Raw genomic sequence first — 21,134 nt, 5'->3', positions numbered from 1 at the left:
TATTGGCGTAGGGAGGTGCGCGTGGCCACGGCGGGAACCCGGCAACTGACGGTCGACGGACATCGCCTGTCCCTGACCAATCTCGGCAAGGTCCTCTACCCGGAGTCGGACACGACGAAGGGTGAGGTCATCGACTACTACACGCGGATCGCGCCCGCCATGCTCCCGCACGTCGTCGACCGTCCCGCCACCCGTAAACGCTGGCCCAACGGGGTGGACAGCGAGCCGTTCTTCGAGAAGAACCTCGCGGCCTCCGCGCCGGCGTGGTTGGAGCGCCGCGCGATCGAGCACTCGGATCGGTCCGTGCACTATCCGCTCCTGAACTCGGTCGCGGCGCTGGCGTGGGCGGGGCAGCAGGCCGCACTCGAACTGCACGTGCCGCAGTGGCGGTTCGACGGCCCTCATCGGGGTCCCGCCACCCGGATCGTCTTCGACCTCGACCCCGGTCCCGGTGTGGGCCTGGCCGAATGCGCGGAGGTGGCACGGGCCGTGCGCGACCTGGTCGCGAACCTCGGCTGGACCGCGTACCCGGTCACCAGCGGCAGCAAGGGTATTCACCTCTACGTGCCGCTCGACCGGAAGCTGGACGGTTCGGGCGCGTCGACCGTCGCGAAACAGGTGGCGACGGGACTGGAGAAGCTGCGGCCCGAACTCGTCACCGCCACCATGGCCAAGGCGGTGCGCGCGGGAAAGGTGTTCGTCGACTGGAGCCAGAACAATCCGTCCAAGACCACCATCGCGCCGTATTCGCTGCGGGGACGCTCCCAGCCGTATGTCGCGGCGCCGCGGAGCTGGGACGAACTCGACGACCCCGACCTGCGACAGTTGCGGTTCGAGGAAGTTCTCGCACGGTGGGAGTCGGACGGCGACCTGCTCGCCGGACTCGATCCGCCGATCGAGGACGACGCCGCCCTCGCCGAGTACCGCCGCAAGCGCGATCCGGGACGGACTCCCGAGCCGATGCCGGACGCGGTGCGGCAGGGGGAGGACAACAGCTTCGTCATCCAGGAACATCACGCCCGGCGTCTGCATTACGATCTGCGGCTCGAACGAGACGGGGTGCTCGTCTCGTGGGCGGTGCCGAAGAACGTGCCGACGACGACGGGGGAGAACCGGCTCGCCGTGCACACCGAGGATCACCCGCTCGAATACCTCACGTTCTCCGGGACCATCCCGAAGGGCGAGTACGGCGGCGGCGAGATGACCATCTGGGACACGGGAACATACGACACCGAGAAGTGGCGCGACGACGAGGTGATCGTCCAGTTGCACGGCGAGCAGGTGGAGGGCCGGTTCGCGCTGATCCGCACGAAGGGCGACCAGTGGCTGATGCATCTGATGAAGGATCAGACACCGGGCGGCTCGCACACGTCCGAATTGCCGCGCGGACTGTCGCCGATGCTCGCGAGCCCCGGCACCCTCGACGGGCTGGACGCCGACGAGTGGGCCTTCGAAGGGAAGTGGGACGGGATCAGGGTGATCGCCGAGATCAGTGGCGGTGAGCTGAAGCTGACGAGCCGGGCGGGCAACGACAAGACCCGCGACTATGCGCGATTGGGGTGGCTGGCAGACGCTCTCGGCGACCACGAGGTGGTCCTCGACGGTGAAGTCGTCGCGTTCGACGAGCGCGGTGTCGCGAACTTCGGCCTGCTGCAGCAGGGCAACGAGCCGCACTTCCTCGCGTTCGACGTGCTGTACCTCGACGGGGTGTCGTTGCTGCGCAAGAAGTACACCGACCGGCGCCGCGTCCTCGAAGCCCTGGCGGCCAAGGTGGACGACCTCGTCGTTCCGCCGCAACTGCACGGGTCCGCGCAGGACGCTCTGGACGAGAGCCGCGGCAAGGGGTGGGAGGGTGTCGTGGCGAAACGCCGCGAATCCGTGTATCTGCCGGGCAAGCGGGGGTCGAGTTGGATCAAGGTGAAGAACTGGCGCACACAGGAAGCTGTGATCGGCGGGTGGCGCCGCGGTCAGGGTGGGCGGTCCACGGGAATCGGGTCGATACTGCTCGGCGTCCCCGCGGACGGCGGTCTGCGCTACATCGGGCGCGTCGGAACCGGCTTCACCGACCGAGATCTGCAGGAACTCGCGTCCACCCTGGGGCCGCTCGAAACCGATACCAGCCCGTTCGTCGAAGACCTGCCGACCGCCGACCGCAAGGGGGCCGTGTGGGTGACGCCCACGCTGGTCGCGGAGGTGCGATTCATGGATTGGACCGGCTCGAAGAGGTTGCGGCACCCCAGTTGGCGTGGGCTCAGGGACGACAAGGCACCCGAGGACGTCGAAGTGGAGGTCTCGTGATGGCCGGTATCCGATTCCAATCGACCCCGGAGAACGAGATCCCCGTCTCGGTGCCGGTCGACACGGTGCTGGCCCGCACCGAGTCGCTTGTGCTGTGGCTGACCGATGTCCACGTGTACAGCTGTGGTGTCGAATTCACGATCCAGGCACGCAGATCCGAGTCCACGGTGCTGCTCGACATGTTCGGCTTCGGCAAACCCGCGTCGCCGAAGAGCAGCGGGCCGTTTCTGTTCGGGGTCGAGTACGCGGACGGCAGTGTGTTCACGAACCTTCCCGGCGCCCGCATGGTTGACGGCCTGCACGGCGGGGCAGGCCGCGGTGGACCGCTCACCGCGGACAAGACGTACTTCCTCCAACCTCTCCCGCCGCCGAAACGCTGGTCGATGATCACGGCGTGGCCGTATTTCGGTGTCCCGGAGTCTCGGACCGACCTCGATTCCGCCGTGTTCGCCGACGCCGCGGAGCGGGTGGAGACATTGTGGCCGGAACCGGTCCACGCGCTCGTCGAGGCGCCGGACGGCCGACAGCAGCAGCCGGCGCTCGAGTTACCGCCAGGGGGCTGGTTCGAATGGGCCCACCGACTCGGTGTCGAATGATCCGGGCGGTTCCTGCGTCGGGGTGTGCAGCGCCGGGGGCGTGAAGACCGGCAGGGGTGCGGACGTACTCGTGTTCTCCTCGTGATGTTGCTCGGAGACACTCACGTCGGCGATCGGTGACGCCGTGCCGCTCGCGACGGCGATCCCGGCGGCGCCGACGACCGAGAGGACGAAGGCCGCGCCGGACCCGATCGCGATGCGGGACTTGGTGTGGGACATGGTGTGAATTTCCTCCGGTGATCAGGGGCCGACGACGGTTCCGCCGTCGACGGGGCCGGCTCCGCCGGGCGACTGCGGGGCTGCGGGCGGGGCAGGCTTCGGGCCTCCGCCGACGGGGAAGGGATTGGTTTCGGGTTCGAGAACGCCCGGCTCGACCTGGCCCGGTCCTTCGAACGGACCCTTCGGCGGGTGAACGGGGTCGACGACGACGGGCGGATCGACGACGACGGGCGGATCGACGACGACAGGCGGGTCCACCACGACGGGCGGCTGAGCGATGGGCGGTTGGGCAACCGGCGGCTGGGCGATCGGTGCTCGGACGATGGGCGGTGCCGCCACGATGGGCGGAACGACACCCGGTCCCGGTGCCACCGTTTCGGTGTCGGCCGAATAGCCGGGCGCCGAGTACCCGGGATTCACCGAGTAGCCGGGGTCTGCGACGACCCGGCCCGGGGTCGGCGCGATCACCGGAGCCGGCTGCTGCTGCGAGATGGCCCCCTCCGAGCTCGGGGTCGGAGCCCCGTCGGTATGTCCACCGGCAAGAACGATCACTGCGGCTCCTGCGAGGGAGAACGTGAGGGCGGCGGTTGCGCCGATCGCGATGCGGGTTGCGGTGTGGACGATGGGGTGCCTCCAGTGGATTGGGGTGTCTAGCTGGGCTGATAGACCAAGCTTGCGCCGGACGCGTGCCTGTCGACAGGCACCCCAGGGTGCGCATCTCCCACCCCGCGGCGGAACCGCGGGCAAACCTGCACAGAATCTTCACAAGCTCTGACGGGGATCCGCACGTCCGCCCAATACAGTCGGGGAATGAGCCGGCGAAGAGTGCTCGTCGTCGACGACGAGGCAACGATCTGCGACGCGGTCGCGGCGCGGTTGCGTGCGGAGGGCTTCGACGTCGTGACGGCGCCGGACGGCCCCTCCGCCGTCGCGGAGTGCGAGGCCTCGTCACCCGACGTGCTGGTGCTGGACGTGATCGCGCGAAGGAGTTGCTGGCCGCGCATCCCGTCGGCTCGTGTGAGCGGGTGAGGTCGTAGCGCCTCCCGCGCAGTTGCCGACGGATTTGCCGGAATCACAGGCAATTCGTTCGTTGCCTGGGAATCCGGCCAATGTCTTTGCAACTGTGGCGCGGGTCGGCTACCCACTCACGACAGGTCGCGGAAGGTCATGACGAAGCCGGTCATGGCGGCGAGCACGGCCAGGACGTAGACCGGTACCTGCACCCAGACGGGTGCGGTGCGGTTCGCGGTCATCGCCGCCGCCAGTGCGACGACGATGAGCACCACACCGTAGAACGGGGTGCGCTGAGGGTGGTCGCCTCGTGCCATGCCCACCAGTGTGCACCGCGTCGGCGGCTATCCGACCGCCTCGGGCACCCGCGTCTGCGCGACCCACCGGCCGCGTTGCCGGGTGATCTCGATCGGGTGGTCGAAGCATTCGCTGATGGTGCCGGTGGTGAGGACGTCCGCGACGGGGCCCTGTGCGATCACCCGGCCGTCGCGGATGAGGACGGCGTGGGTGGTGGTGGTCGGGATTTCCTCGAGGTGGTGGGTGACGAGGATGCTGGCGAGGCTCGGGTACGTGACGCGCAGTTCGTCGAGTGCGGTGAGGAGTTGTTCTCGCGCAGCCAGATCCAGGCCGGTGGCGGGCTCGTCGAGCAGGAGGAGTTGCGGCTCGGATATGAGCGCCCGCGCGATCAGGGCCCGTCCGCGTTCGCCCTGGGACAGGTTGGGCCACAAGGCATCCGCGTGCTTCTGCATGCCGAGGGATGCGATCAGTTCGTCGGCTCGGGCGACCTGGCCGGCGGTCGGTGACCACCTCGGCACGAATTCGGGTGTGTTGGTGAGACCGGTCAGCACGACGTCGCGCACCGTCAGTGGCGCGTCGATCCGGTGTCGCGGGTTCACGTGCCCGATGTGGGCGCGCAACTCACGCATGTCGACTCGGCCCAGCTGATGGCCGAGGACGTGGACGGTGCCGTGGGTCGGGTGCGCGAAAGCGCCGAGCATGCTCAGCAGGGTGCTCTTGCCCGCACCGTTCGCACCGAGCAGCACCCAGTGCTGTCCGCGTTCGATGTGGAGGGTGATGTCGCTGAGCAGATACCGTCCGCTCCGCACGAGGTCGACGTGCTCGGTGCTGACGACCGAGTTCGGGGTGGTCACTGATGTTCGCCTTTCCGCAGTATCGACATGGTCGGATCGAGGTTGGCGGCGGTGGCGGCGACAGCCGCCTCGGCATCGCCCGCTTCCAGCGCGCGCACCAGGTCGTCGTGTGCGCAGTTGGTGTCGGGTCTGCCCGGTTCGTGGTCGACGAGTTCGGCCAGCGCTTCGACGAGCAGCGGCCGGATCGAATCGAACAGGGCGGACAGGATCGAGTTGCCTGCGATCTCCAGGATCGAGGCGTGGAAGTCGAGGTCGGCCGCGACGAAGACGGCGGTCGACTCGGCGGTGCTGTCGTGTCGGGCCGACAGCTGCTCTCGTAGTCGCCGAAGATCCTCGGGGCGTGCGCGTTCCGCGGCGAGCCGGGCGGCCTCGATCTCGAGGGCGCGCCGTACCTCGTATACCTCGAGCAGGCGGGCGCGGCGCAGCAGCTTCTCGAGTCCCGCACCGCCCGTGGGTGGCTCAGCGACGAACGTGCCGACGCCGTGCCGCACGTCGAGCAGGCCGTCGCGGGCGAGCAGCCGGACGGCCTCGCGCACGGAGGAGCGGCCGACGCCGAGTTCGGTGGCCAGTTCGGCCTCGCTGGGGATGCGGCTGCCGAGGGCCCACTTGCCTTCACGGATCCAGGCGGTGAGGAGTTCCTCGAGCTGGGGAACCAGCGGTCCGCTGCGGAGGGTGTGACGTCCGGCCATTCGGCGACGCTAGCACAGTCCTCAGACGTCTGAGGACTGTGGCGGAGCTTATGGTGAACCGGAGAGAACCAACGCAGCAGAGGAGAGGTGCACCATGGCCATCGCCACCGCCGACCGTGTCACGCGAGAAGAGTTGCTCGACTTCGTCCGTCCGCGCCATCGCAGCGTGCTGATCACCCGGAAGCGCTCCGGCGGCCTGCAGATCTCCCCGGTCACGTCGGGACTCGACTCGGAAGGCCGGATCGTCGTCGCCACCTACCCGCAGCGCGCCAAGGCGGCGAACGTGCGACACGACCCCGCCGTGAGCGTGTGCGTGCTCTCCGACGAGTTCAACGGCGCCTACGTGCAGATCGACGGCACGGCCGAGGTGCTGGACATGCCCGACGCGCTCGAGCCGCTGGTGGAGTACTTCCGCGGCATCTCCGGCGAGCATCCCGACTGGGACGAGTACCGGGACGCCATGCGGAAGCAGAACAAGAGCCTGATCCGGATCGCCATCGACGAGTGGGGACCCATCGCGACCGGTGGCTTCCCGCCGGACGCCGAGCGCGGATAGGTCCCGGTCACCTACTCGACGGCACCCGCCGAGCGCAGGTGCTCGATGCCCGTCGCGTCGTACCCGGCCTGCGCGAGGATCGCATCGGTGTCCTGCCCGGGCCGCGGGGCCGGGCGGGGAACGGGCGCCGGGGTGCGGCTGAAGCGCGGTGCCGGTGCGGGCTGGCGGATGCCCCCCACCTCGACGAACGTCTCCCGTTCCTTGTTGTGGGGGTGCTCGTGCGCTTCCCACGGCGAGAGGACGGGCGACACGCACGCGTCGGAATCGGCGAAGAGTGCCGCCCTGTCGTCCCGCGGCCGGGTCGCGAACACGTCGGCGAGGCGCTTCTTCAGTTCCGGCGCCGCATCGAGGTCGTACTGCGACGGCAGATCCTCGCCGCTCAACCCCAGCACGTCGAGGAGTTCACCGTAGAAGTGCGGTTCGACGCACCCGACCGCCACGTGCAGACCGTCGGCGCACTCGTAGGTGTCGTAGAACGCGGCGGCCCCGTCGAGGACGTTCTGCCCGCGACCTTCCTGCCACAGGCCGGCGGCGTTCATGCTGTGGACGAACGCCGTCAGCAGTGCCGCGCCGTCGACCATCGACGCGTCCACCACCTGCCCACGGCCCGAACGGGAACGCTCGTGCAGCGCGGCCAGGATCCCCATCGCCAGCATCAGGCCGCCACCGCCGAAGTCGCCCAACAGGTTCAGCGGCGGCACCGGCCGCTCGCCGGCGCGCCCGATGGGTTCGAGCGCGCCGGCGAGCGCGATGTAGTTGATGTCGTGGCCGGCCCGCGGCGCGAGGGGTCCGTCCTGGCCCCAGCCGGTCATCCGCCCGTAGATCAGGCCGGGGTTGCGGGACAGGCAGTCGTCGGGGCCGATGCCCAGGCGTTCCGCGACGCCGGGCCGGAAACCCTCGACGAGGATGTCGGCGCCCTCGACGAGTCTCAGAACGGCCCCCCGCCCCTCCGGGGTCCGCAGGTTCACCGCGATCGACCGCCGTCCGCGGTCGAGCACCCCCGACGGCGCCATCAGCCCGCTGCCGCCGTCGCCGGCCCGTTCGACGCGGATCACGTCCGCGCCGAGGTCGGCGAGGATCATGCACCCGAACGGGGCGGGCGCGAGGCTCGCGATCTCGACGACGGTCAGCCCGCTCAGCGGCCCGCCGGTCACGACACCCCCTGCGCGTCGCGGGGCAGTCCGAGCATGCGTTCCCCGATCACGTTGAGCTGCACCTCGGTGGTGCCGCCGTAGATGGTGGTGGCGCGGCCGGCGATCAGCTGCTCCATCGCCTTGTCGCTCGGCTCCCCGGGAATGCTCACGGCGCCCGCCGCCCCCAGTTCGGCGACGACGAATTCGGCGATCGACTGCCCGAGCCCCATGCCCAGCAGTTTCCCGACGCTCGACGTGGTGCTCACGTCCGCCCCCGACAGCTGCTTCAGCACGATCCGTGAACCGATCAGATCGATGGCCTGGCTCTCGGCCACCAATTCGCCGACACGGAAGCGTGCCAGCGGGCCGAGGTCACGGCCGCGGGCGAACTGCAGCAGATCCTTGTCGGTGGCGTAGGCCTCCATCTTCTGACTCAAGGCCACCCGCTCGCCCGCGAGGGTCGTGCGGGCCACGTTCCACCCGTCGTTCACGGTCCCGACCACGTTCTCGTCCGGGATGAACACGTCGTCGAGGAAGACCTCGTTGAACAGGGCCGACCCGGTCATCTCGCGCAGCGGCCGGACGGTCACCCCCGGCGTCGACATGTCCAGCACGAAGTACGTGATGCCCTCGTGTTTCGGCCTGGACGGGTCGGTGCGGGCGATCAGCATCGCCCAGTCGGAGAACTGCGCCACCGTGGTCCAGATCTTCTGCCCGGTCACCGTCCAGCCGCCGTCGACCTTCTCCGCCTTGGTGGTCAGCGACGCCAGGTCGGAACCGGCCCCGGGTTCGCTGAACAGCTGGCACCACACGAGATCTCCGCGCAGCGTGGGGACGGCGAGATCCCGTTTCTGCGCGTCCGTGCCGTGGGCGACGACGGCCTGCACCGCCCAGCCGCCCATCAGCAGCTGCGGCATCGAAATTCCCGCCGCCGTGATCTCTCGGGCGATGACGATCTGCTCGAGCGGGGACGCGCTGCGCCCGTACGGCTTCGGCAGGTGCGGCTGCACCCAGCCGCCGTCGCCGAGGGCGATCAACTGGTCGTCCTCGTCGAGGCCCACCAGCGGGGCGAGTTCCGCCCGCACCAGGGTGCGGATCGCCTCGGCGTCGTCCGGCAGTTCCAATTCGGAGGTGCGGGCGGTGCCTGCGAGGGACTGGTCGGCCACCCGAGTGGCCCGCTCCTCGCGGGTGCCGAGCAGCCCCCGGATGGCCAGCGCCCGGCGGTAGTACAGGTGTGCGTCGTGCTCCCAGGTGAATCCGATGCCGCCGTGGACCTGGATGCAGTCCTGTGCGCACTGCACTGCGGCATCGGGGACGACGACGGCGGCGATATCCGCGGCGAAATCGGCGGTGTCGTCACCGTTGTCGAGGGCGGACGCGGCGTCCCACAGCACCGCGCGCGCCTTCTCCAGTGCGATGCCCATGTGGGCGCACTTGTGCTTGACGCCCTGGAACTGGCCGATCGGGCGCCCGAACTGCACCCGTGTCTTCGCGTATTCGGACGCGGTGGACACGCACCACGACATCACGCCGATCGCCTCGGCACCGAGGACGACGGTGGCGAGGGACCGGACACGCTGCTCGCCGAGCCCGTCGAGGATCCGGTCGGCGCCCACCTGAACGGCGTCGGCGGTGATCCGTGCCGAACCGCGGAGCACGTCGATGCTGTCCTGCACCGTGACGGTGACGTCCGCGGAATCGATGACGGCCCAGCGGACGTCGTCGCCGACGGTGATCGGGAGTAGCAGGAGGTCGGCGTGTTCGCCGCCGAGGACGGCGTCGGCGACCCCGGTGACACGGTATCCGCCCTCGTGCGCCGACGCGTCGAGTGGGCGGCCCAACGCGACTGCGGCGGTGTGTGATCCGTCGAGGAGTCCCGGCATCAGCTCGATGCCGACCTTGGAATCCGCGGCCGCCACGAGCGCGGCGGACAGCGCTGTCGGGACGAACGGGCCCGGAGCGGCCGTCCGCCCCAGGGCTTCGAGAGCCACCGCCAACGTGAGGAGCCCGGCGCCGTGACCGCCCTTGTCCTCGGGGATGTGCAGTCCCAGCAGGTCCTGACCGACGAGTGCATCCCAGAACGGCGGGAACTTGTCCTCGCTCGTAGACTCGATCGCGGACCGGACGCGATCCGCAGTGATGGTGCGTTCGGCGAATGCGCGGACCGAGTCGGCGAGGGCCCGGTGTTCCTCGGTGAGCCCGAGCCCGAGCTCGTACGTGTTCTTGGCCATGTCGGGGCCCTTCAGCCGAGCCGGTCGGCGAGGTCGGCGACGGTCCACGGGCCTTCGCTCTCGATGGTCGTGACGTCGTGCCAGCCGGCGAGCTCGGAGATGGCCCCGCCCTGCACGGCGAACACCTTGCCGGTGATCTTGCAGTTCGCGTCGGCGAGACGCGCGACGAGCGGAGAGATGTTGGCGGGGCTGAACGCGTCGAACTCGCCCTCCGGCACCTCCTCGGCGAACAGCGCGCCCATGCCCGGGGTGGCCAGCGTGAGCCGGGTGCGGGCGATCGGGGCGATCGCGTTGACCCGGACGCCGTAGCGTTCGAGTTCGTCCGCGGCGACCAGGGTGAGTGCGGCGATGCCCGCCTTCGCGGCGCCGTAGTTGCCCTGGCCCGCGTTGGGCATGAACGTGCCCGACGCGGACGCGGTGTTGATCACGGACGCGTGCACGGTCGCGCCCGCCTTGGTCTGCGCCTTCCAGTACGCCGCCGCGTGGTGCAGGGTGGCGGCGTGTCCCTTGAGATGTACGGCGATGACGGCGTCCCACTGGCTTTCGGTCATGCCCGCGATGAAGGCGTCCCGCAGGATGCCGGCGTTGTTGACGAGGACGTCGAGTCGGCCGAACTCGCGCACCGCTTGGTCGACGAGTCCTTCGGCGCCGTCCCAGGATGCGACGTTGTCGGTGTTCGCGACTGCCCTGCCGCCCGCGGCGACGATCTCGTCGACGACCTGCTGCGCTGGGCCCGCGTCCTCGCCGGTGCCGTCGTTCGCGCCGCCGAGGTCGTTGACGACCACGGCAGCGCCCTCGCGGGCGAAGAGCAGTGCGTGCTCCCGGCCGATTCCGCGTCCGGCGCCGGTGACGATGGCCACCCGTCCGTCGAGTGTTCCCATGTGCGTGCTCCTAGGTTTCGGTGTCCGCGATGACGGCGAGGCCGTCCTTGATGACGAGTGCGTCGCCGACGGTGGTCTCGTAGGCGTACGACGTTGCCGCGTCCGTGGGCTCGGCGACCTGCCGGAACTGCGTGCCGATGTCCTGGCCGGGCAGCACGGGTTTCGCGAACCGCACGGCGAGCCGGCGGAGCCGTTCGACCCTGCCGTCGGCGAGTTCGGTGAGCGCCGCCCACGAGGTGAACGCCATGGTGCACAGGCCGTGGTTGATGATTCCGGGAAGTCCGGACATCCGGGCGATCTCGTCGTCCAGGTGGATCGGCATCGGATCACCGGAGGCGGGGGAGTACCGGAACGTCTGGTCCTCGTCGATGTGCTGGGTGATCGACGCGACCGGGGCCTGTCCCCGTAGGGACTCGTCGAACCGGTGCGCGGGTGCCTGCTCGCCGAGTCCGGCTCCCGCGTCGACCTTCCGGAAGAACGCGGTCATCCACTGCTCGTTGACCAGTTCACCGGTGTCCGTGGTGGTTTCGACGTAGACGACGACGGTGGAGCCGTTCTCCCGGCCCTCGAATCCGATCGGCTTCGCACGGACCACGAGGGTGTCGCCGGGGCGGATCGGACGGTGGAAGTGGAAATCCTGCTCCCCGTGCACGAGCTTCATGAGCAGTTCGACCGGGGCGACGGACAGTGCCGCCGGTGCCATCGACGTGAACGCGGGGACCACGGCGAACACCGGGGGCGCGACCTCGCCGGCGAGATGGCGTTCGATGGGATCGTTGGTGGCCGCGGCGTAGTCGGCGATGCGCTCGGCGGTGACCTCGAACCGCTGCGGATCCGTCCACTGGCCGACGCCGCTCGTATCGAATTCGACTGTGGGGGTGGTCATGCGGATCAGCCCACCATGTCGGCGAACCCGGCCAGGGAGGCCTCCAGATCCGCCTTGGCGTTCTTGGCGACGGCCTTGCCGATGGGGCCGACGATCATCGTGCCGGTGAAACTCGCGTCGATGATCGCCGTGGATCCGGCGCCGTCCGGCTCGACTTTCAGCGTGAATTCGACGGTGACCCCGGCCATGCCGGTGCCGGAGATCTTCACCATCTCGGGGACCTGCACCTCGGTGACGGTCCACTCGATCTTGTTGGCCATACCCATCACGGAGACGACCTCGGTGAACTTCGATCCGAGTGCCACCTGGGCGGGGATCTCGCTCTTCCAGGACTGGTGGATGGTGAGCCACTCTTCCCAGCGGGACAGGTTGGAAAGCGCGTCCCACGCCTTGTCGGGGGAGGCGGGCAGGGACGCTGCGACGGAAACGGAAGCCATGGTGTACTCCTGGTGTTTCGAGGTGAAAAGAATGGTGAGAAAGGAGGATCAGAGCGCGCGGTAGGCGGTGACGACGACGGCGCCACCGAGGCCGATGTTGTGCTGGAGGGCGACCGCGGCGCCGTCGACCTGCCGCTTGTCGGCCGTGCCGCGGAGTTGCCAGGTGAGTTCGCTGCACTGGGCGAGTCCGGTGGCGCCGAGCGGGTGGCCCTTGGAGATGAGACCACCGGACGGGTTGACCACCCAGCGGCCGCCGTACGTGGTGTCGTCGTTGTCGACGAGTTTGCCGCCCTCGCCCTCGCCGCACAGCCCGAGCGCCTCGTAGGTCAGCAGTTCGTTGGTGGAGAAGCAGTCGTGGAGCTCGATGACGTCGATGTCGTCCGGTCCGATGCCCGCCTGTTCGTACACGCGGGCCGCGGCCGTGCGGGTCATGTCCGCGCCGACCAGGCTGATCGCGCTCCGGTCCTCGAACGTGCTCGGGAGGTCGGTGACCATGGACTGGCCGACGATCTCCACGGCCTGCCCGGCGAGGTCGTGCTTGTCGACGAACTCCTCGCTCACGACGACGACGGCACCGGAGCCGTCCGAGGTGGGGGAGCACTGCAGTTTGGTGAGGGGCCCGTAGATCGGCTTCGAGCCGAGGATCTCGTCGAGCGTGTACTCGTCCTGGAACTGGGCGTACGGGTTGTTCTGTGAGTGGCGGTGGTTCTTCACGCCGATCTTGGCGAACTGTTCCGCCGTGGTCCCGAAGCGTTCCATGTGTTCCTTGCCTGCGGCGCCGAACATGTACGGGGCAGGCGGCATCGCGAACTCCTGGAGTTCGGCGAGCGCGAGGAGATGGCGCATCATCGGCTGTTCCCGGTCGTCGTACGTGGACCCGAGCGAACCGGCCTGCATCTTCTCGAAGCCCAGCGCGAGTGCGCAGTCCACCTGACCGCTCCGGACCGCCTGTGTGGCGAGGAAGAGCGCGGTCGACCCCGTCGAACAGTTGTTGTTGACGTTCACGATGGGAATGCCGGTGAGGCCGAGTTCGTACACCGCCCGCTGTCCCGACGTGGATTCGCCGTACACGTATCCGACGTACGCCTGCTCCACGAGCGCGTACTCGATCCCGGCGTCCTCGAGTGCCCTGCCGCCTGCCTCGCGCGCCATGTCGGGGTAGTCCCACTCGCGTGCACCCGGCTTCTCGAACTTCGTAATCCCGACGCCGACGACGAACACCCTGTTACCCATTGCGGCTCCCTGAGTCTGGAGAAATTTGTGTGTGACACCCTGTCTCACCAAAGTATGTGAGACAGACTGTCCAGTCAACAGTCGGATGGGTAACGTGTGCGTGATGCCGGACAAAGTGGAAACCGCCGCGTCGCCCCAGGGCGACGGCCGCGCCACGCGCTGGGAGGACCACAAGGCGGAACGCCGAAGCCGGATTCTCGAAGCCGCGATGGACGCCATCAACGAGGACGGTCCCGACGTGGGCGTCCAGCAGATCGCGAACCGCGCCGACGTGCCGCGGTCGGTGGTCTACCGGATCTTCACCGATCGCGGCGACCTCGACGAGCAGTTGCGCGGCCGCATCATCGAACGGCTGATGGCGGACCTCGCCCCCACGTTGACACCGGAGGGGACCGTGGGCGAGGCGATCGCGCGCGCGGTCGAGACATACCTGAGGTGGATCGTGGAATATCCACGGCTCCACCAATTCCTCGGCACCGGATCGCCGAGCAGGCGCACCACCGGCTCGCGTGTGGTGACGGGAACGAAGACCGCGATCGCACTCCAGCTGTCGGGGTTGATCGCGACGGTCCTCGACACGGTGGCCGGCAATTCGGATCTGGCCGAGTCGCTGGCCTTCGGTTTGGTGGGGCTCGTGGATGCCAGCGTCAACCGGTGGCTGAGCAACCCGCAGCCGGCGCTCGGCAGCGACGAGCTGGCCGAGTTCCTCGAGGTGTCGATCTGGCAAGTGCTGCACGGCAATCTGGCGCGGATCGGCGTCACCATCGACCCGTCGACCCCGGTGTCGGAACTGCAGTAGTCCGCCGGGTGTGGCCAGCTACCATGGCTTTCATGCCCTCCCGGCGAGGTTCACCGGCCGCTTCCGAGCAGGCCTGGGTGTCGGACACGGCGGTCGGCGACGCCGTCGCGCGCTTCGCCAGTGCCTGGGAGTCCTCGTCGTCCGCGCCCGATCTGGTCGCGTATCTGCCCACCTCACCCGCGCTCCGCCGCGTCACGCTCGTCGAACTGGTCAAGGTCGACCTGGAGAACCGCTGGCTGCGCGGCGACCACCCGAAGCGGCTCGCCCAATACTGTGAGGAGCTGCCCGAACTGCGGCGGTGGCCGTTGCCGCCGGACCTGCTGTACGAGGAATTCCACATCCGGCGGCGCAGCGGGGAATCGGTCGAGGCGAGCGAATACACCCAGAACTTTCCGGGCCAGGCCGGTCAGCTCGACGAACTACTCGGCACCGGCGAGTACCAGAGCACCTCGCTCCACCACGGCGAGAAGACCCCGACCGTCTATGCGGGGAGCGTAGCCACCCTCGACGATCTCGAGGTGGGCCAGCGGATCGACGACTTCGACCTCATGACCGGTCTCGGCCGGGGCGCGTTCGCGCGGGTGTTCCTCGCCCGGCAGCGGTCGCTGCAGAGACTGGTCGCGGTGAAGATCTCACAGGACCGCGGCACCGAGCCGCAGACCCTGGCCCAGTTCGACCACGACTACATCGTCCGGGTCTTCGATCAACGACTCCTCGCGGGCCGCGACCTGCGACTGCTGTACATGCAGTACGTTCCGGGGGGAACCCTGCTCGACGTGGTCGGCCGGGTACGTGAGACGCCGCCGGACTCGCGCAGCGGCGCCGTGCTGCTGGATGCGATCGACCGGGCCCTGGTGGGCAGGGGCGAGATCCGGCCCAGCGAATCCGCCGTTCGTCAGGAGATCGCGACGCTGACCTGGCCCGAGACGGTGGCCTGGCTCGGCCGCCGGCTGGCGCAGGCGCTCGATTACGCCGGCAGGCACGGCGTGCTCCACCGCGACGTCAAACCGGCGAACGTGCTGCTGACGGCCGAGGGCGTCCCGAAGCTCGCCGACTTCAACATCAGTTTCAGCGGGAACATCGCGGGTGCCAGCCCGGTGGCGTACTTCGGCGGCTCGCTGGCCTACATGTCGCCGGAACAGCTCGAGGCGATCCACCCGGACCGGCCGGGCGCACCCGGCGATCTCGACACCCGCAGCGATCTGTATTCGCTCGCCGTCGTCCTGTGGGAGTTGCTGACCGGCAGAAGACCTTTCGACGACAGCGACGCCGAACTGCACTCCCACCCGCCCGGCGACCGCACCACTCTCGACGCGATGCTCGCGCGGCGGCGCGGACCGGACGAACCGGCCGCCGCCGCGCTGCCCGCCGACTGCCCGAACGCGCTGCGGCGAGTGCTGCTCACATCGCTGGCGCCGGCACCGAAGGATCGGTTCTCCTCCGGTGCCGAACTCGCCCAGCAACTCGACGTCTGCCTCGACGCGCACGCCCGCGATCTGGTCGATCCGCCGCCGGGAAGCTGGCGGCTGCGGATGCGGCGGTGGACGCACCCGATCATGTTCCTGGCCATCGCAGTTCCCAATCTGCTGGCGATCCTCTACAGCTACCAGCACAACAGCACCCTGATCATCAGCAAGCTGCCGCCCGCCGCGCAGGAGAACTTCGAGCGGATCACCCGGATCGACTACACGGTCGCGTTCCTCATCGGAGCCGTGGGCACGCTGTCGATGGTGCTCTACCTGACGATGGTGGCCGGCGGGCTGCGCCGAGGGCGGGTCTACACCGGCGCCCAGCTCGCCCGGGCGCGCCGGGACACCCTGCTGCTCGGCCAGCGGTGTGCGCTGCTCTGCCTCGGTCTCTGGGTGGTCAGCGGCCTCGTCGTGCCGATCACGCTGGAGGTGAGCGGCAGTGAGGTTCCGTGGAACACGGTCGTCCACTTCGCTGCATCACAGCTCGTGTGCGGAGCGATCGCGGTGGTCTACCCGTTCTTCTTCGTGAACTTCTACGCCGTCCGCTGCCTCTACCCGGTGTTTCTGCGGCACGGCGAGATCAGTGCCTCGGACGCCCGGATGCTGCGACGGCTCGGGCGGCGCAGCACGCTCTTCCTCGCCGCGGCGGCCGCCGTGCCACTGCTCGGGATCGCGGGGGCCACGTTCATTCCCCCGGAAGACCTGCCCCGGGTGATCGTCGCGCTCCGCGTCCTGTGCGTCGGCAGTGTCGTCGCGTTCGTCGGGGCCTACTGGATGTTCCGGATGCTGTCCGAGGACCTGCAGGCGCTGCACCGCGTCGTGTCCGGTGCGCCGCGGCACGAGTGATCAGGCCGACCCCGTGAACGTCAGCCACAGCAGCGACACGTTGAGCACGACGATCAGCGACGCCGCCACCCAGGCGGCGACCGTGGTGGCCGTCGCGTTGCGGTGGACGCCCATCAGGTCGCGACTCGACGTCATCCGCACGAGTGGGATCACCGCGAACGGGATGCACAGGCTGAGAACCACCTGACTGAGGACGAGCGCGAACGTGGGATCCACCCCGACCGCCAGCACGACCAGCGCCGGGATCAGGGTGACCACCCGGCGCAGCAGCAGCGGGATGCGCATCGACAGCAGGCCGTACATGATCTCGGAGCCGGCGGCGCAGCCGATCGACGTGGACGCCAGGCCGGAAGCCAGCAGTCCGACGGCGAAGATGACGGCGACGGTGGGGCCGAGCGAACTCTGGATGGCGGCGTGCGCCCCGTCGATCGAATCGGTGCCGGGGATGCCGCGCAGGGCCGAGGCGGCGAGCAGCAACATGCCGATGTTCACCGCGCCCGCCACGATCAGCGCACCGACCACGTCCCACTTCGTCACCCGTAGCAGTCGCGCGAGGCGGGGTCCTTCCAGGTCGTTCCCGTGCCGGTCGCGGGCGAGGGCGGAGTGCAGGTAGATCGCGTGCGGCATCACGGTGGCGCCGAGCATGCTCGCGGCGAGCAGCACCGTCTCGGTGCCCTCGAAACGCGGCACGAGTCCGGCGAGCGCGTCCGTGCCCGACACGTCGGTGAACGCGAGTCCGGTGAGGAACCCGACGGTGATGATCGTCAGGAGTCCCATCACGACGAACTCGAACGTCCGCTGACCGCGGCGGCTCTGGATCGACAGGATGCCCATCGACACGACGCCCGTGATCAGGCCTCCGACGAAGAGTGGAACGCCGAACAGGAGATTGAGTGCGATCGCGCCGCCGATCACCTCGGCGAGGTCGGTGGCGATCGCCATCGCCTCCGCCTGCAGCCAGAACGCGCGGCGGTTCCCGGTCCGCAGGCGGGTCCCCAGCATCTCGGGCAGTGATTTGCCGGTGACCAGCCCGAGTTTCGCGGACAGGTACTGCACCAGCACGGCCATGGCATTGGCGAGCACAAGGACCCAGACGAGCAGGTACCCGTACTTCGCGCCCGCGGTGAGGTTGGCGGCCACGTTTCCGGGGTCGACGTACGCGATGGCCGCCACGAAAGCGGGCCCGAGGAGCGCGACCGTTCGAAGGCTGCCCTTGCGGGGTGTGCGGCGCGGGAGGAGAGGGCGGGGTGCCTCGATGCTCACGGAGCTCCTGGTCGTGGTCTGTCGATCTACCTGCTGATTCGTATCTCCGCACTATAGATTTAGGTATGGCGAACTTTCAAGCGTGAGGTGCGGATCGGCTCGGAATTGCCACCTCGGCGCTATATTGACTAGAACGTGTTCTACTCGCGGAGGAAGGGAGTCCCGATGGGTCAGGTTCTCGACAGAATCGAAGGCGTCGCCGAGGAGATTCGCGGGCAGGCCGTCCGGTCGGAGGCGGACTGCCGGCTCACCGACACCGCCGCAGGCCTCCTGCGCGACTCCGGGGCGATCCGATTGCTGCAGCCCAAGCTCTACGGCGGCTACGAGGTCCACCCCCGCGAGTTCGCCGAGACCGTCATGGGAGTCGCCGCACTCGACGGTGCGAGCGGATGGGTCACCGGGATCGTCGGCGTGCACCCGTGGGAACTGGCGTTCGCCGACCCACAGGTGCAGGAGGAGATCTGGGGCGAGGACAACGACACGTGGATGGCGTCCCCGTATGCGCCCATGGGTGTCGCGACCCCGGTCGACGGCGGGTACGTCCTGAAGGGGCGGTGGTCGTTCTCGTCCGGAACCGACCACTGTCAGTGGGCCTTCCTCGGTGCGATGGTCGGTGACGGCGAGGGTGGCATCGCGATGCCGCCCTCGTCTCTGCACGTGATTCTGCCGCGCACCGACTATGAGATCGTCGAGGACACGTGGGACGTCATCGGACTGCGGGGAACGGGAAGCAAGGATCTGATCGTCGACGGTGCCTTCGTCCCGGGCTACCGGACGTTGAACGCGGCGAAGGTGATGGACGGGCGTGCACAGAAAGAGGCGTGCAGGCCGGAACCGTTGTTCAACATGCCGTATTCGTGCATGTTCCCGCTCGGCATCACCGCCGCCGTCATCGGCATCACCGAGGGCGCGCTGGCCTGTCACATCGCGGTGCAGAAGGACCGCGTCGCCATCACGGGGCAGAAGATCAAGGAGGATCCCTACGTGCTCAGCGCGATCGGGGAGTCCGCCGCCGAGATCAATGCGTCGCGGGTCTCCCTCATCGAGACCGCAGACCGGTTCTACGACAAGGTCGACGCGGGCAAGGAGATCACGTTCGAGGAGCGTGCGATCGGACGCCGCACCCAGATCGCCGCGGCCTGGCGCGCGGTGCGTGCCGTGGACGAGATCTTCGCGCGCGCCGGCGGCGGCGCGTTGCACTACAAGACTCCGATGCAGCGCTTCTGGCGGGACGCGCACGCCGGTCTGGCCCACGCGGTCCACGTGCCCGGACCGACCAATCATGCGAGCGCGCTCACCCAACTCGGCGGTGAACCGCAGGGGATGATGCGCGCCATGATCTGAAAGCGCCGGGAGGCCGAGGCGCGCCCCGGCCTCCCAGCATCGGATCAGAGTGCGGCTGCAGCGAATCCGGTCTCGAGGTCGGCGAGGATGTCGTCGATACCCTCGATGCCGACGGCGAGCCGGACCAGTCCGGGAGTCACACCGGCGGCGAGCTGCTCCTCCGGGGTGAGCTGCGAGTGCGTCGTCGACGCCGGGTGGATCACCAGCGAGCGCACGTCGCCGATGTTCGCGACGTGGCTGTGCAGGGTGAGCGCGTTGACGAACTTCTTACCGGCATCGACACCGCCGGCCAGTTCGAACGTCACGATCGCACCCGGACCCTTCGGGGTGAGCTGCTGTGCGCGCCCGTGCCACTGCGAGGACGGCAGACCCGCGTACGCCACGGACGTCACCTCCGGGCGCGCCTCGAGGAACTCGGCCACCTTCTGTGCGTTGGCGACGTGCCGCTCCACGCGCAGGCTGAGGGTCTCGATGCCCTGCGCGATGAGGAACGCGTTGAACGGGGCGACCGCGGAACCGAGGTCGCGCAGCAACTGCACGCGCGCCTTCAGCGCGTAGGCCGGAGCACCGAGGTCCGCGAAGACGACACCGTGGTAGCTCGGGTCCGGGGTGGTGAAATTGCTGTGGCGCCCCTGGGTCCAGTCGAACGTGCCGCCGTCGACGATGACCCCGGCGATTGCCGTGCCGTGACCGCCGAGGTACTTGGTGGCCGAGTGCACCACGATGTCCGCGCCGTGCTTCAACGGTTGCAGCAGGTACGGTGTGGCCACCGTGTTGTCGACGATCAGCGGGATCCCGTTGTCGTGGCCGACCTTCGAGATTCCGGGGATGTCCAGGATGTGATTCTTCGGGTTGGCGATCGTCTCACCGTAGAACGCCTTCGTGTTCGGGCGGACGGCGCTGCGCCACTGCTCGAGGTCGTCGGGGTCCTCGACGAACGAGACCTCGATGCCGAGCTTGGGCAGCGTGTAGTGGAAAAGGTTGTAGGTGCCGCCGTACAGGTACGGGCTGGAGACGATGTGGTCGCCCGCCTCCGCGAGGTTCAGCACCGCAAAGGTTTCCGCCGCCTGCCCGGACGACAGCAGCAGCGCGGCGACGCCGCCTTCGAGTGCGGCGATGCGCTGCTCGACCGCGTCCTGTGTGGGGTTCATGATGCGGGTGTAGATGTTGCCCGGCTCGGCCAGACCGAACAGCGCGGCAGCGTGATCGGTGCTGTCGAACGTGTACGAGGTGGTCTGGTAGATCGGCAGCGCCCGCGCCTTGGTGGTTGCGTCGGACGTCTGCCCGGCGTGGATCTGCTTGGTCTCGAACGACCAGTTGACGGTGGGATCGATGTTCTCGGTCACGAGTGGTGTGCTCCAGATTCGGTGAGGTGGATGTGGTGAATCAGTTTTCGCCGGTGCGTGTTTCGACCACGGTGTGGACCGGGGTCTGATTGCGGGTCAGGTCGAGGACGGGGCAGTGCGCATCCACTGCTTCCTGCAGTTCGAGGTAGCGCTCCCGCGGTTCCGGGCCGGTCAGCGTCACGACGACGCGCACTTCACCGAACCCGGCACGGACGGCGTCGTCGAAGCCGAAGAACCCGCGCACGTCGAGGTCGCCCTCGGCGCTCGCCGAGATGTCGTCGACGCGGACACCGAGCTTCTCGGCCCAGAAGCGGTACGTGACCACCTGGCAGGAGAGCAGTGAGGCGAGGTAGTACTCCACGGGATTGGCGGCCGAGTTGTCGCCGCCGAGCGCCGGCGGCTCGTCCACCTCGACGCTGTACTTGCCGAGCGTGACGGTGCTCGCGACGGCGTCGTGCGCCTGCGCGGAGGCACGGAAGACGACGTGAGCGTTCGCGGAATCCTGGGAAACGGCGTCGCGGGTGGCGCCGATGACGGACGTGAGGTGCGACACGGATGCAGTGGTCATGACAGTGCGAATCCTTCGAAAACGAGGGTGTGCGGGAAGAACCCGGCGTGGAGAACGTCACGCCGGGACGGGTCCGATCAGGAGATCGGACACCTCGAGGTACACACCAGTGCGAAATCGACATGGCGACGCCGCGTCAGCAGCTCACCTGAGTCGATCACGCCGGATTCGGTCACGG

The 21,134-nt window shown here is 68.7% G+C and carries 20 protein-coding genes and 1 pseudogene; 7 read left to right on the top strand and 14 right to left on the bottom strand.

What is annotated here, in order from left to right; translation table 11 throughout:
• Nucleotides 1–21: 21 nt before the first annotated feature.
• Nucleotides 22–2,298, top strand: a complete 2,277-nt coding sequence (locus OYT95_RS11375) for an ATP-dependent DNA ligase (RefSeq protein WP_442972558.1) — start codon at nucleotides 22–24, stop codon at nucleotides 2,296–2,298.
• Nucleotides 2,298–2,894 (top strand): hypothetical protein, encoded by a 597-nt coding sequence (locus tag OYT95_RS11370; protein ID WP_112301108.1) that lies wholly within the window; start codon nucleotides 2,298–2,300, stop codon nucleotides 2,892–2,894. Before OYT95_RS11375 ends, OYT95_RS11370 begins: the two co-directional genes overlap by 1 nt.
• Here the strand turns inward: OYT95_RS11370 and OYT95_RS11365 are convergent.
• Together OYT95_RS11365 and OYT95_RS11360 are read right to left on the bottom strand one after the other, a co-directional pair.
• Nucleotides 2,844–3,113, bottom strand: coding sequence for a hypothetical protein (locus tag OYT95_RS11365; protein ID WP_037234391.1), 270 nt, complete (start codon nucleotides 3,111–3,113; stop codon nucleotides 2,844–2,846). The two genes, OYT95_RS11370 and OYT95_RS11365, sit on opposite strands and share 51 nt — an antisense overlap.
• Nucleotides 3,114–3,134: 21 nt before the next feature.
• Nucleotides 3,135–3,665 (bottom strand): hypothetical protein, encoded by a 531-nt coding sequence (locus tag OYT95_RS11360; protein ID WP_268791496.1) that lies wholly within the window; start codon nucleotides 3,663–3,665, stop codon nucleotides 3,135–3,137.
• 258 nt (nucleotides 3,666–3,923) lie between these two features.
• On the opposite strand from OYT95_RS11360, the pseudogene OYT95_RS11355 reads away from it, so the two are divergent.
• Nucleotides 3,924–4,091: pseudogene (locus OYT95_RS11355) on the top strand (response regulator); the annotation flags it as partial.
• Nucleotides 4,092–4,258: 167 nt separating this feature from the next.
• Here the strand turns inward: OYT95_RS11355 and OYT95_RS11350 are convergent.
• From OYT95_RS11350 to OYT95_RS11340, 3 genes are read right to left on the bottom strand one after another with little or no spacing between them, the layout of a single operon-like run.
• On the bottom strand, nucleotides 4,259–4,441 hold the full coding sequence (locus tag OYT95_RS11350; protein WP_268791495.1) for a hypothetical protein: 183 nt from the start codon (nucleotides 4,439–4,441) through the stop codon (nucleotides 4,259–4,261).
• A 27-nt stretch (nucleotides 4,442–4,468) separates the two neighbouring features.
• Entirely contained in the window at nucleotides 4,469–5,275 is an 807-nt protein-coding gene (locus OYT95_RS11345) for an ABC transporter ATP-binding protein (RefSeq protein WP_037240963.1), read from the bottom strand.
• On the bottom strand, nucleotides 5,272–5,964 hold the full coding sequence (locus OYT95_RS11340; protein WP_268791494.1) for a FadR/GntR family transcriptional regulator: 693 nt from the start codon (nucleotides 5,962–5,964) through the stop codon (nucleotides 5,272–5,274). The genes OYT95_RS11345 and OYT95_RS11340 overlap by 4 nt, the downstream gene beginning before the upstream one ends.
• Before the next feature lie 94 nt (nucleotides 5,965–6,058).
• On the opposite strand from OYT95_RS11340, the gene OYT95_RS11335 reads away from it, so the two are divergent.
• On the top strand, nucleotides 6,059–6,520 hold the full coding sequence (locus OYT95_RS11335) for a PPOX class F420-dependent oxidoreductase (protein WP_037240969.1): 462 nt from the start codon (nucleotides 6,059–6,061) through the stop codon (nucleotides 6,518–6,520).
• Nucleotides 6,521–6,531: 11 nt separating this feature from the next.
• On the opposite strand, the gene OYT95_RS11330 is transcribed toward OYT95_RS11335, so the two are convergent.
• From OYT95_RS11330 to OYT95_RS11305, 6 genes are read right to left on the bottom strand one after another with little or no spacing between them, the layout of a single operon-like run.
• The gene (locus tag OYT95_RS11330; protein ID WP_268791493.1) at nucleotides 6,532–7,674 is read right to left on the bottom strand and encodes a CaiB/BaiF CoA transferase family protein; all 1,143 of its coding nucleotides are present in this window, start codon (nucleotides 7,672–7,674) and stop codon (nucleotides 6,532–6,534) included.
• Nucleotides 7,671–9,884 carry an acyl-CoA dehydrogenase gene (locus OYT95_RS11325; RefSeq protein ID WP_268791492.1) on the bottom strand — a complete coding sequence of 738 codons (2,214 nt, stop codon included), beginning with the start codon at nucleotides 9,882–9,884 and terminating at the stop codon, nucleotides 7,671–7,673. Before OYT95_RS11325 ends, OYT95_RS11330 begins: the two co-directional genes overlap by 4 nt.
• Nucleotides 9,885–9,895: 11 nt before the next feature.
• Complete coding sequence (locus OYT95_RS11320; RefSeq protein ID WP_268791491.1) at nucleotides 9,896–10,765, bottom strand: SDR family oxidoreductase; 870 nt, start codon at nucleotides 10,763–10,765, stop codon at nucleotides 9,896–9,898.
• 10 nt (nucleotides 10,766–10,775) lie between these two features.
• Nucleotides 10,776–11,651, bottom strand: a complete 876-nt coding sequence (locus OYT95_RS11315) for a MaoC/PaaZ C-terminal domain-containing protein (RefSeq protein WP_268791490.1) — start codon at nucleotides 11,649–11,651, stop codon at nucleotides 10,776–10,778.
• A gap of 5 nt (nucleotides 11,652–11,656) precedes the next feature.
• On the bottom strand, nucleotides 11,657–12,088 hold the full coding sequence (locus OYT95_RS11310; protein ID WP_128639815.1) for a type II toxin-antitoxin system Rv0910 family toxin: 432 nt from the start codon (nucleotides 12,086–12,088) through the stop codon (nucleotides 11,657–11,659).
• Nucleotides 12,089–12,136: 48 nt separating this feature from the next.
• Nucleotides 12,137–13,321 (bottom strand): lipid-transfer protein, encoded by a 1,185-nt coding sequence (locus OYT95_RS11305; protein ID WP_268791489.1) that lies wholly within the window; start codon nucleotides 13,319–13,321, stop codon nucleotides 12,137–12,139.
• Between the two features lie 103 nt (nucleotides 13,322–13,424).
• On the opposite strand from OYT95_RS11305, the gene OYT95_RS11300 reads away from it, so the two are divergent.
• Both OYT95_RS11300 and OYT95_RS11295 read left to right on the top strand, forming a co-directional pair.
• Nucleotides 13,425–14,120, top strand: a complete 696-nt coding sequence (locus OYT95_RS11300; RefSeq protein ID WP_128639813.1) for a TetR/AcrR family transcriptional regulator — start codon at nucleotides 13,425–13,427, stop codon at nucleotides 14,118–14,120.
• Between the two features lie 23 nt (nucleotides 14,121–14,143).
• Nucleotides 14,144–16,435, top strand: coding sequence for a serine/threonine-protein kinase (locus tag OYT95_RS11295; protein ID WP_268791488.1), 2,292 nt, complete (start codon nucleotides 14,144–14,146; stop codon nucleotides 16,433–16,435).
• Here OYT95_RS11295 and OYT95_RS11290 read toward each other — a convergent pair whose 3' ends face one another.
• Nucleotides 16,436–17,698 (bottom strand): Nramp family divalent metal transporter, encoded by a 1,263-nt coding sequence (locus tag OYT95_RS11290; protein WP_037240985.1) that lies wholly within the window; start codon nucleotides 17,696–17,698, stop codon nucleotides 16,436–16,438.
• A 165-nt stretch (nucleotides 17,699–17,863) separates the two neighbouring features.
• On the opposite strand from OYT95_RS11290, the gene OYT95_RS11285 reads away from it, so the two are divergent.
• Nucleotides 17,864–19,042 (top strand): hydroxylase, encoded by a 1,179-nt coding sequence (locus tag OYT95_RS11285; protein ID WP_128639811.1) that lies wholly within the window; start codon nucleotides 17,864–17,866, stop codon nucleotides 19,040–19,042.
• Between the two features lie 44 nt (nucleotides 19,043–19,086).
• Here OYT95_RS11285 and OYT95_RS11280 read toward each other — a convergent pair whose 3' ends face one another.
• Both OYT95_RS11280 and OYT95_RS11275 read right to left on the bottom strand, forming a co-directional pair.
• A complete protein-coding gene (locus OYT95_RS11280) occupies nucleotides 19,087–20,388 on the bottom strand; it encodes a bifunctional o-acetylhomoserine/o-acetylserine sulfhydrylase (protein WP_268791487.1) in 1,302 nt (433 codons plus the stop codon).
• A gap of 40 nt (nucleotides 20,389–20,428) precedes the next feature.
• Nucleotides 20,429–20,956: an OsmC family protein gene (locus tag OYT95_RS11275; protein WP_268791486.1), complete on the bottom strand. Its 528-nt coding sequence runs from the start codon at nucleotides 20,954–20,956 to the stop codon at nucleotides 20,429–20,431.
• Nucleotides 20,957–21,134: the final 178 nt, after the last annotated feature.

Origin of the sequence: Rhodococcus sp. JS3073 (assembly GCF_026810085.1) — a bacterium.
In the GTDB taxonomy this organism is placed as follows: domain Bacteria; phylum Actinomycetota; class Actinomycetes; order Mycobacteriales; family Mycobacteriaceae; genus Rhodococcus_F; species Rhodococcus_F wratislaviensis.
The sequence above is the reverse complement of the archived record's forward strand: the minus strand, read 5'-3'. Positions and strand labels throughout refer to the sequence as shown.

Bases quoted from the DNA above. Each gene is read 5' to 3' on its own strand.
- OYT95_RS11320 (WP_268791491.1), bottom strand. From the start codon at position 10,765: ATGGGAACACTCGACGGACGGGTGGCCATCGTCACCGGCGCCGGACGC.
- OYT95_RS11285 (WP_128639811.1), top strand. From the start codon at position 17,864: ATGGGTCAGGTTCTCGACAGAATCGAAGGCGTCGCCGAGGAGATTCGC.
- OYT95_RS11275 (WP_268791486.1), bottom strand. From the start codon at position 20,956: ATGACCACTGCATCCGTGTCGCACCTCACGTCCGTCATCGGCGCCACC.
- OYT95_RS11350 (WP_268791495.1), bottom strand. From the start codon at position 4,441: ATGGCACGAGGCGACCACCCTCAGCGCACCCCGTTCTACGGTGTGGTG.
- OYT95_RS11335 (WP_037240969.1), top strand. From the start codon at position 6,059: ATGGCCATCGCCACCGCCGACCGTGTCACGCGAGAAGAGTTGCTCGAC.
- OYT95_RS11300 (WP_128639813.1), top strand. From the start codon at position 13,425: ATGCCGGACAAAGTGGAAACCGCCGCGTCGCCCCAGGGCGACGGCCGC.
- OYT95_RS11315 (WP_268791490.1), bottom strand. From the start codon at position 11,651: ATGACCACCCCCACAGTCGAATTCGATACGAGCGGCGTCGGCCAGTGG.
- OYT95_RS11340 (WP_268791494.1), bottom strand. From the start codon at position 5,964: ATGGCCGGACGTCACACCCTCCGCAGCGGACCGCTGGTTCCCCAGCTC.
- OYT95_RS11325 (WP_268791492.1), bottom strand. From the start codon at position 9,884: ATGGCCAAGAACACGTACGAGCTCGGGCTCGGGCTCACCGAGGAACAC.
- OYT95_RS11365 (WP_037234391.1), bottom strand. From the start codon at position 3,113: ATGTCCCACACCAAGTCCCGCATCGCGATCGGGTCCGGCGCGGCCTTC.
- OYT95_RS11310 (WP_128639815.1), bottom strand. From the start codon at position 12,088: ATGGCTTCCGTTTCCGTCGCAGCGTCCCTGCCCGCCTCCCCCGACAAG.
- OYT95_RS11295 (WP_268791488.1), top strand. From the start codon at position 14,144: ATGGCTTTCATGCCCTCCCGGCGAGGTTCACCGGCCGCTTCCGAGCAG.
- OYT95_RS11370 (WP_112301108.1), top strand. From the start codon at position 2,298: ATGGCCGGTATCCGATTCCAATCGACCCCGGAGAACGAGATCCCCGTC.
- OYT95_RS11305 (WP_268791489.1), bottom strand. From the start codon at position 13,321: ATGGGTAACAGGGTGTTCGTCGTCGGCGTCGGGATTACGAAGTTCGAG.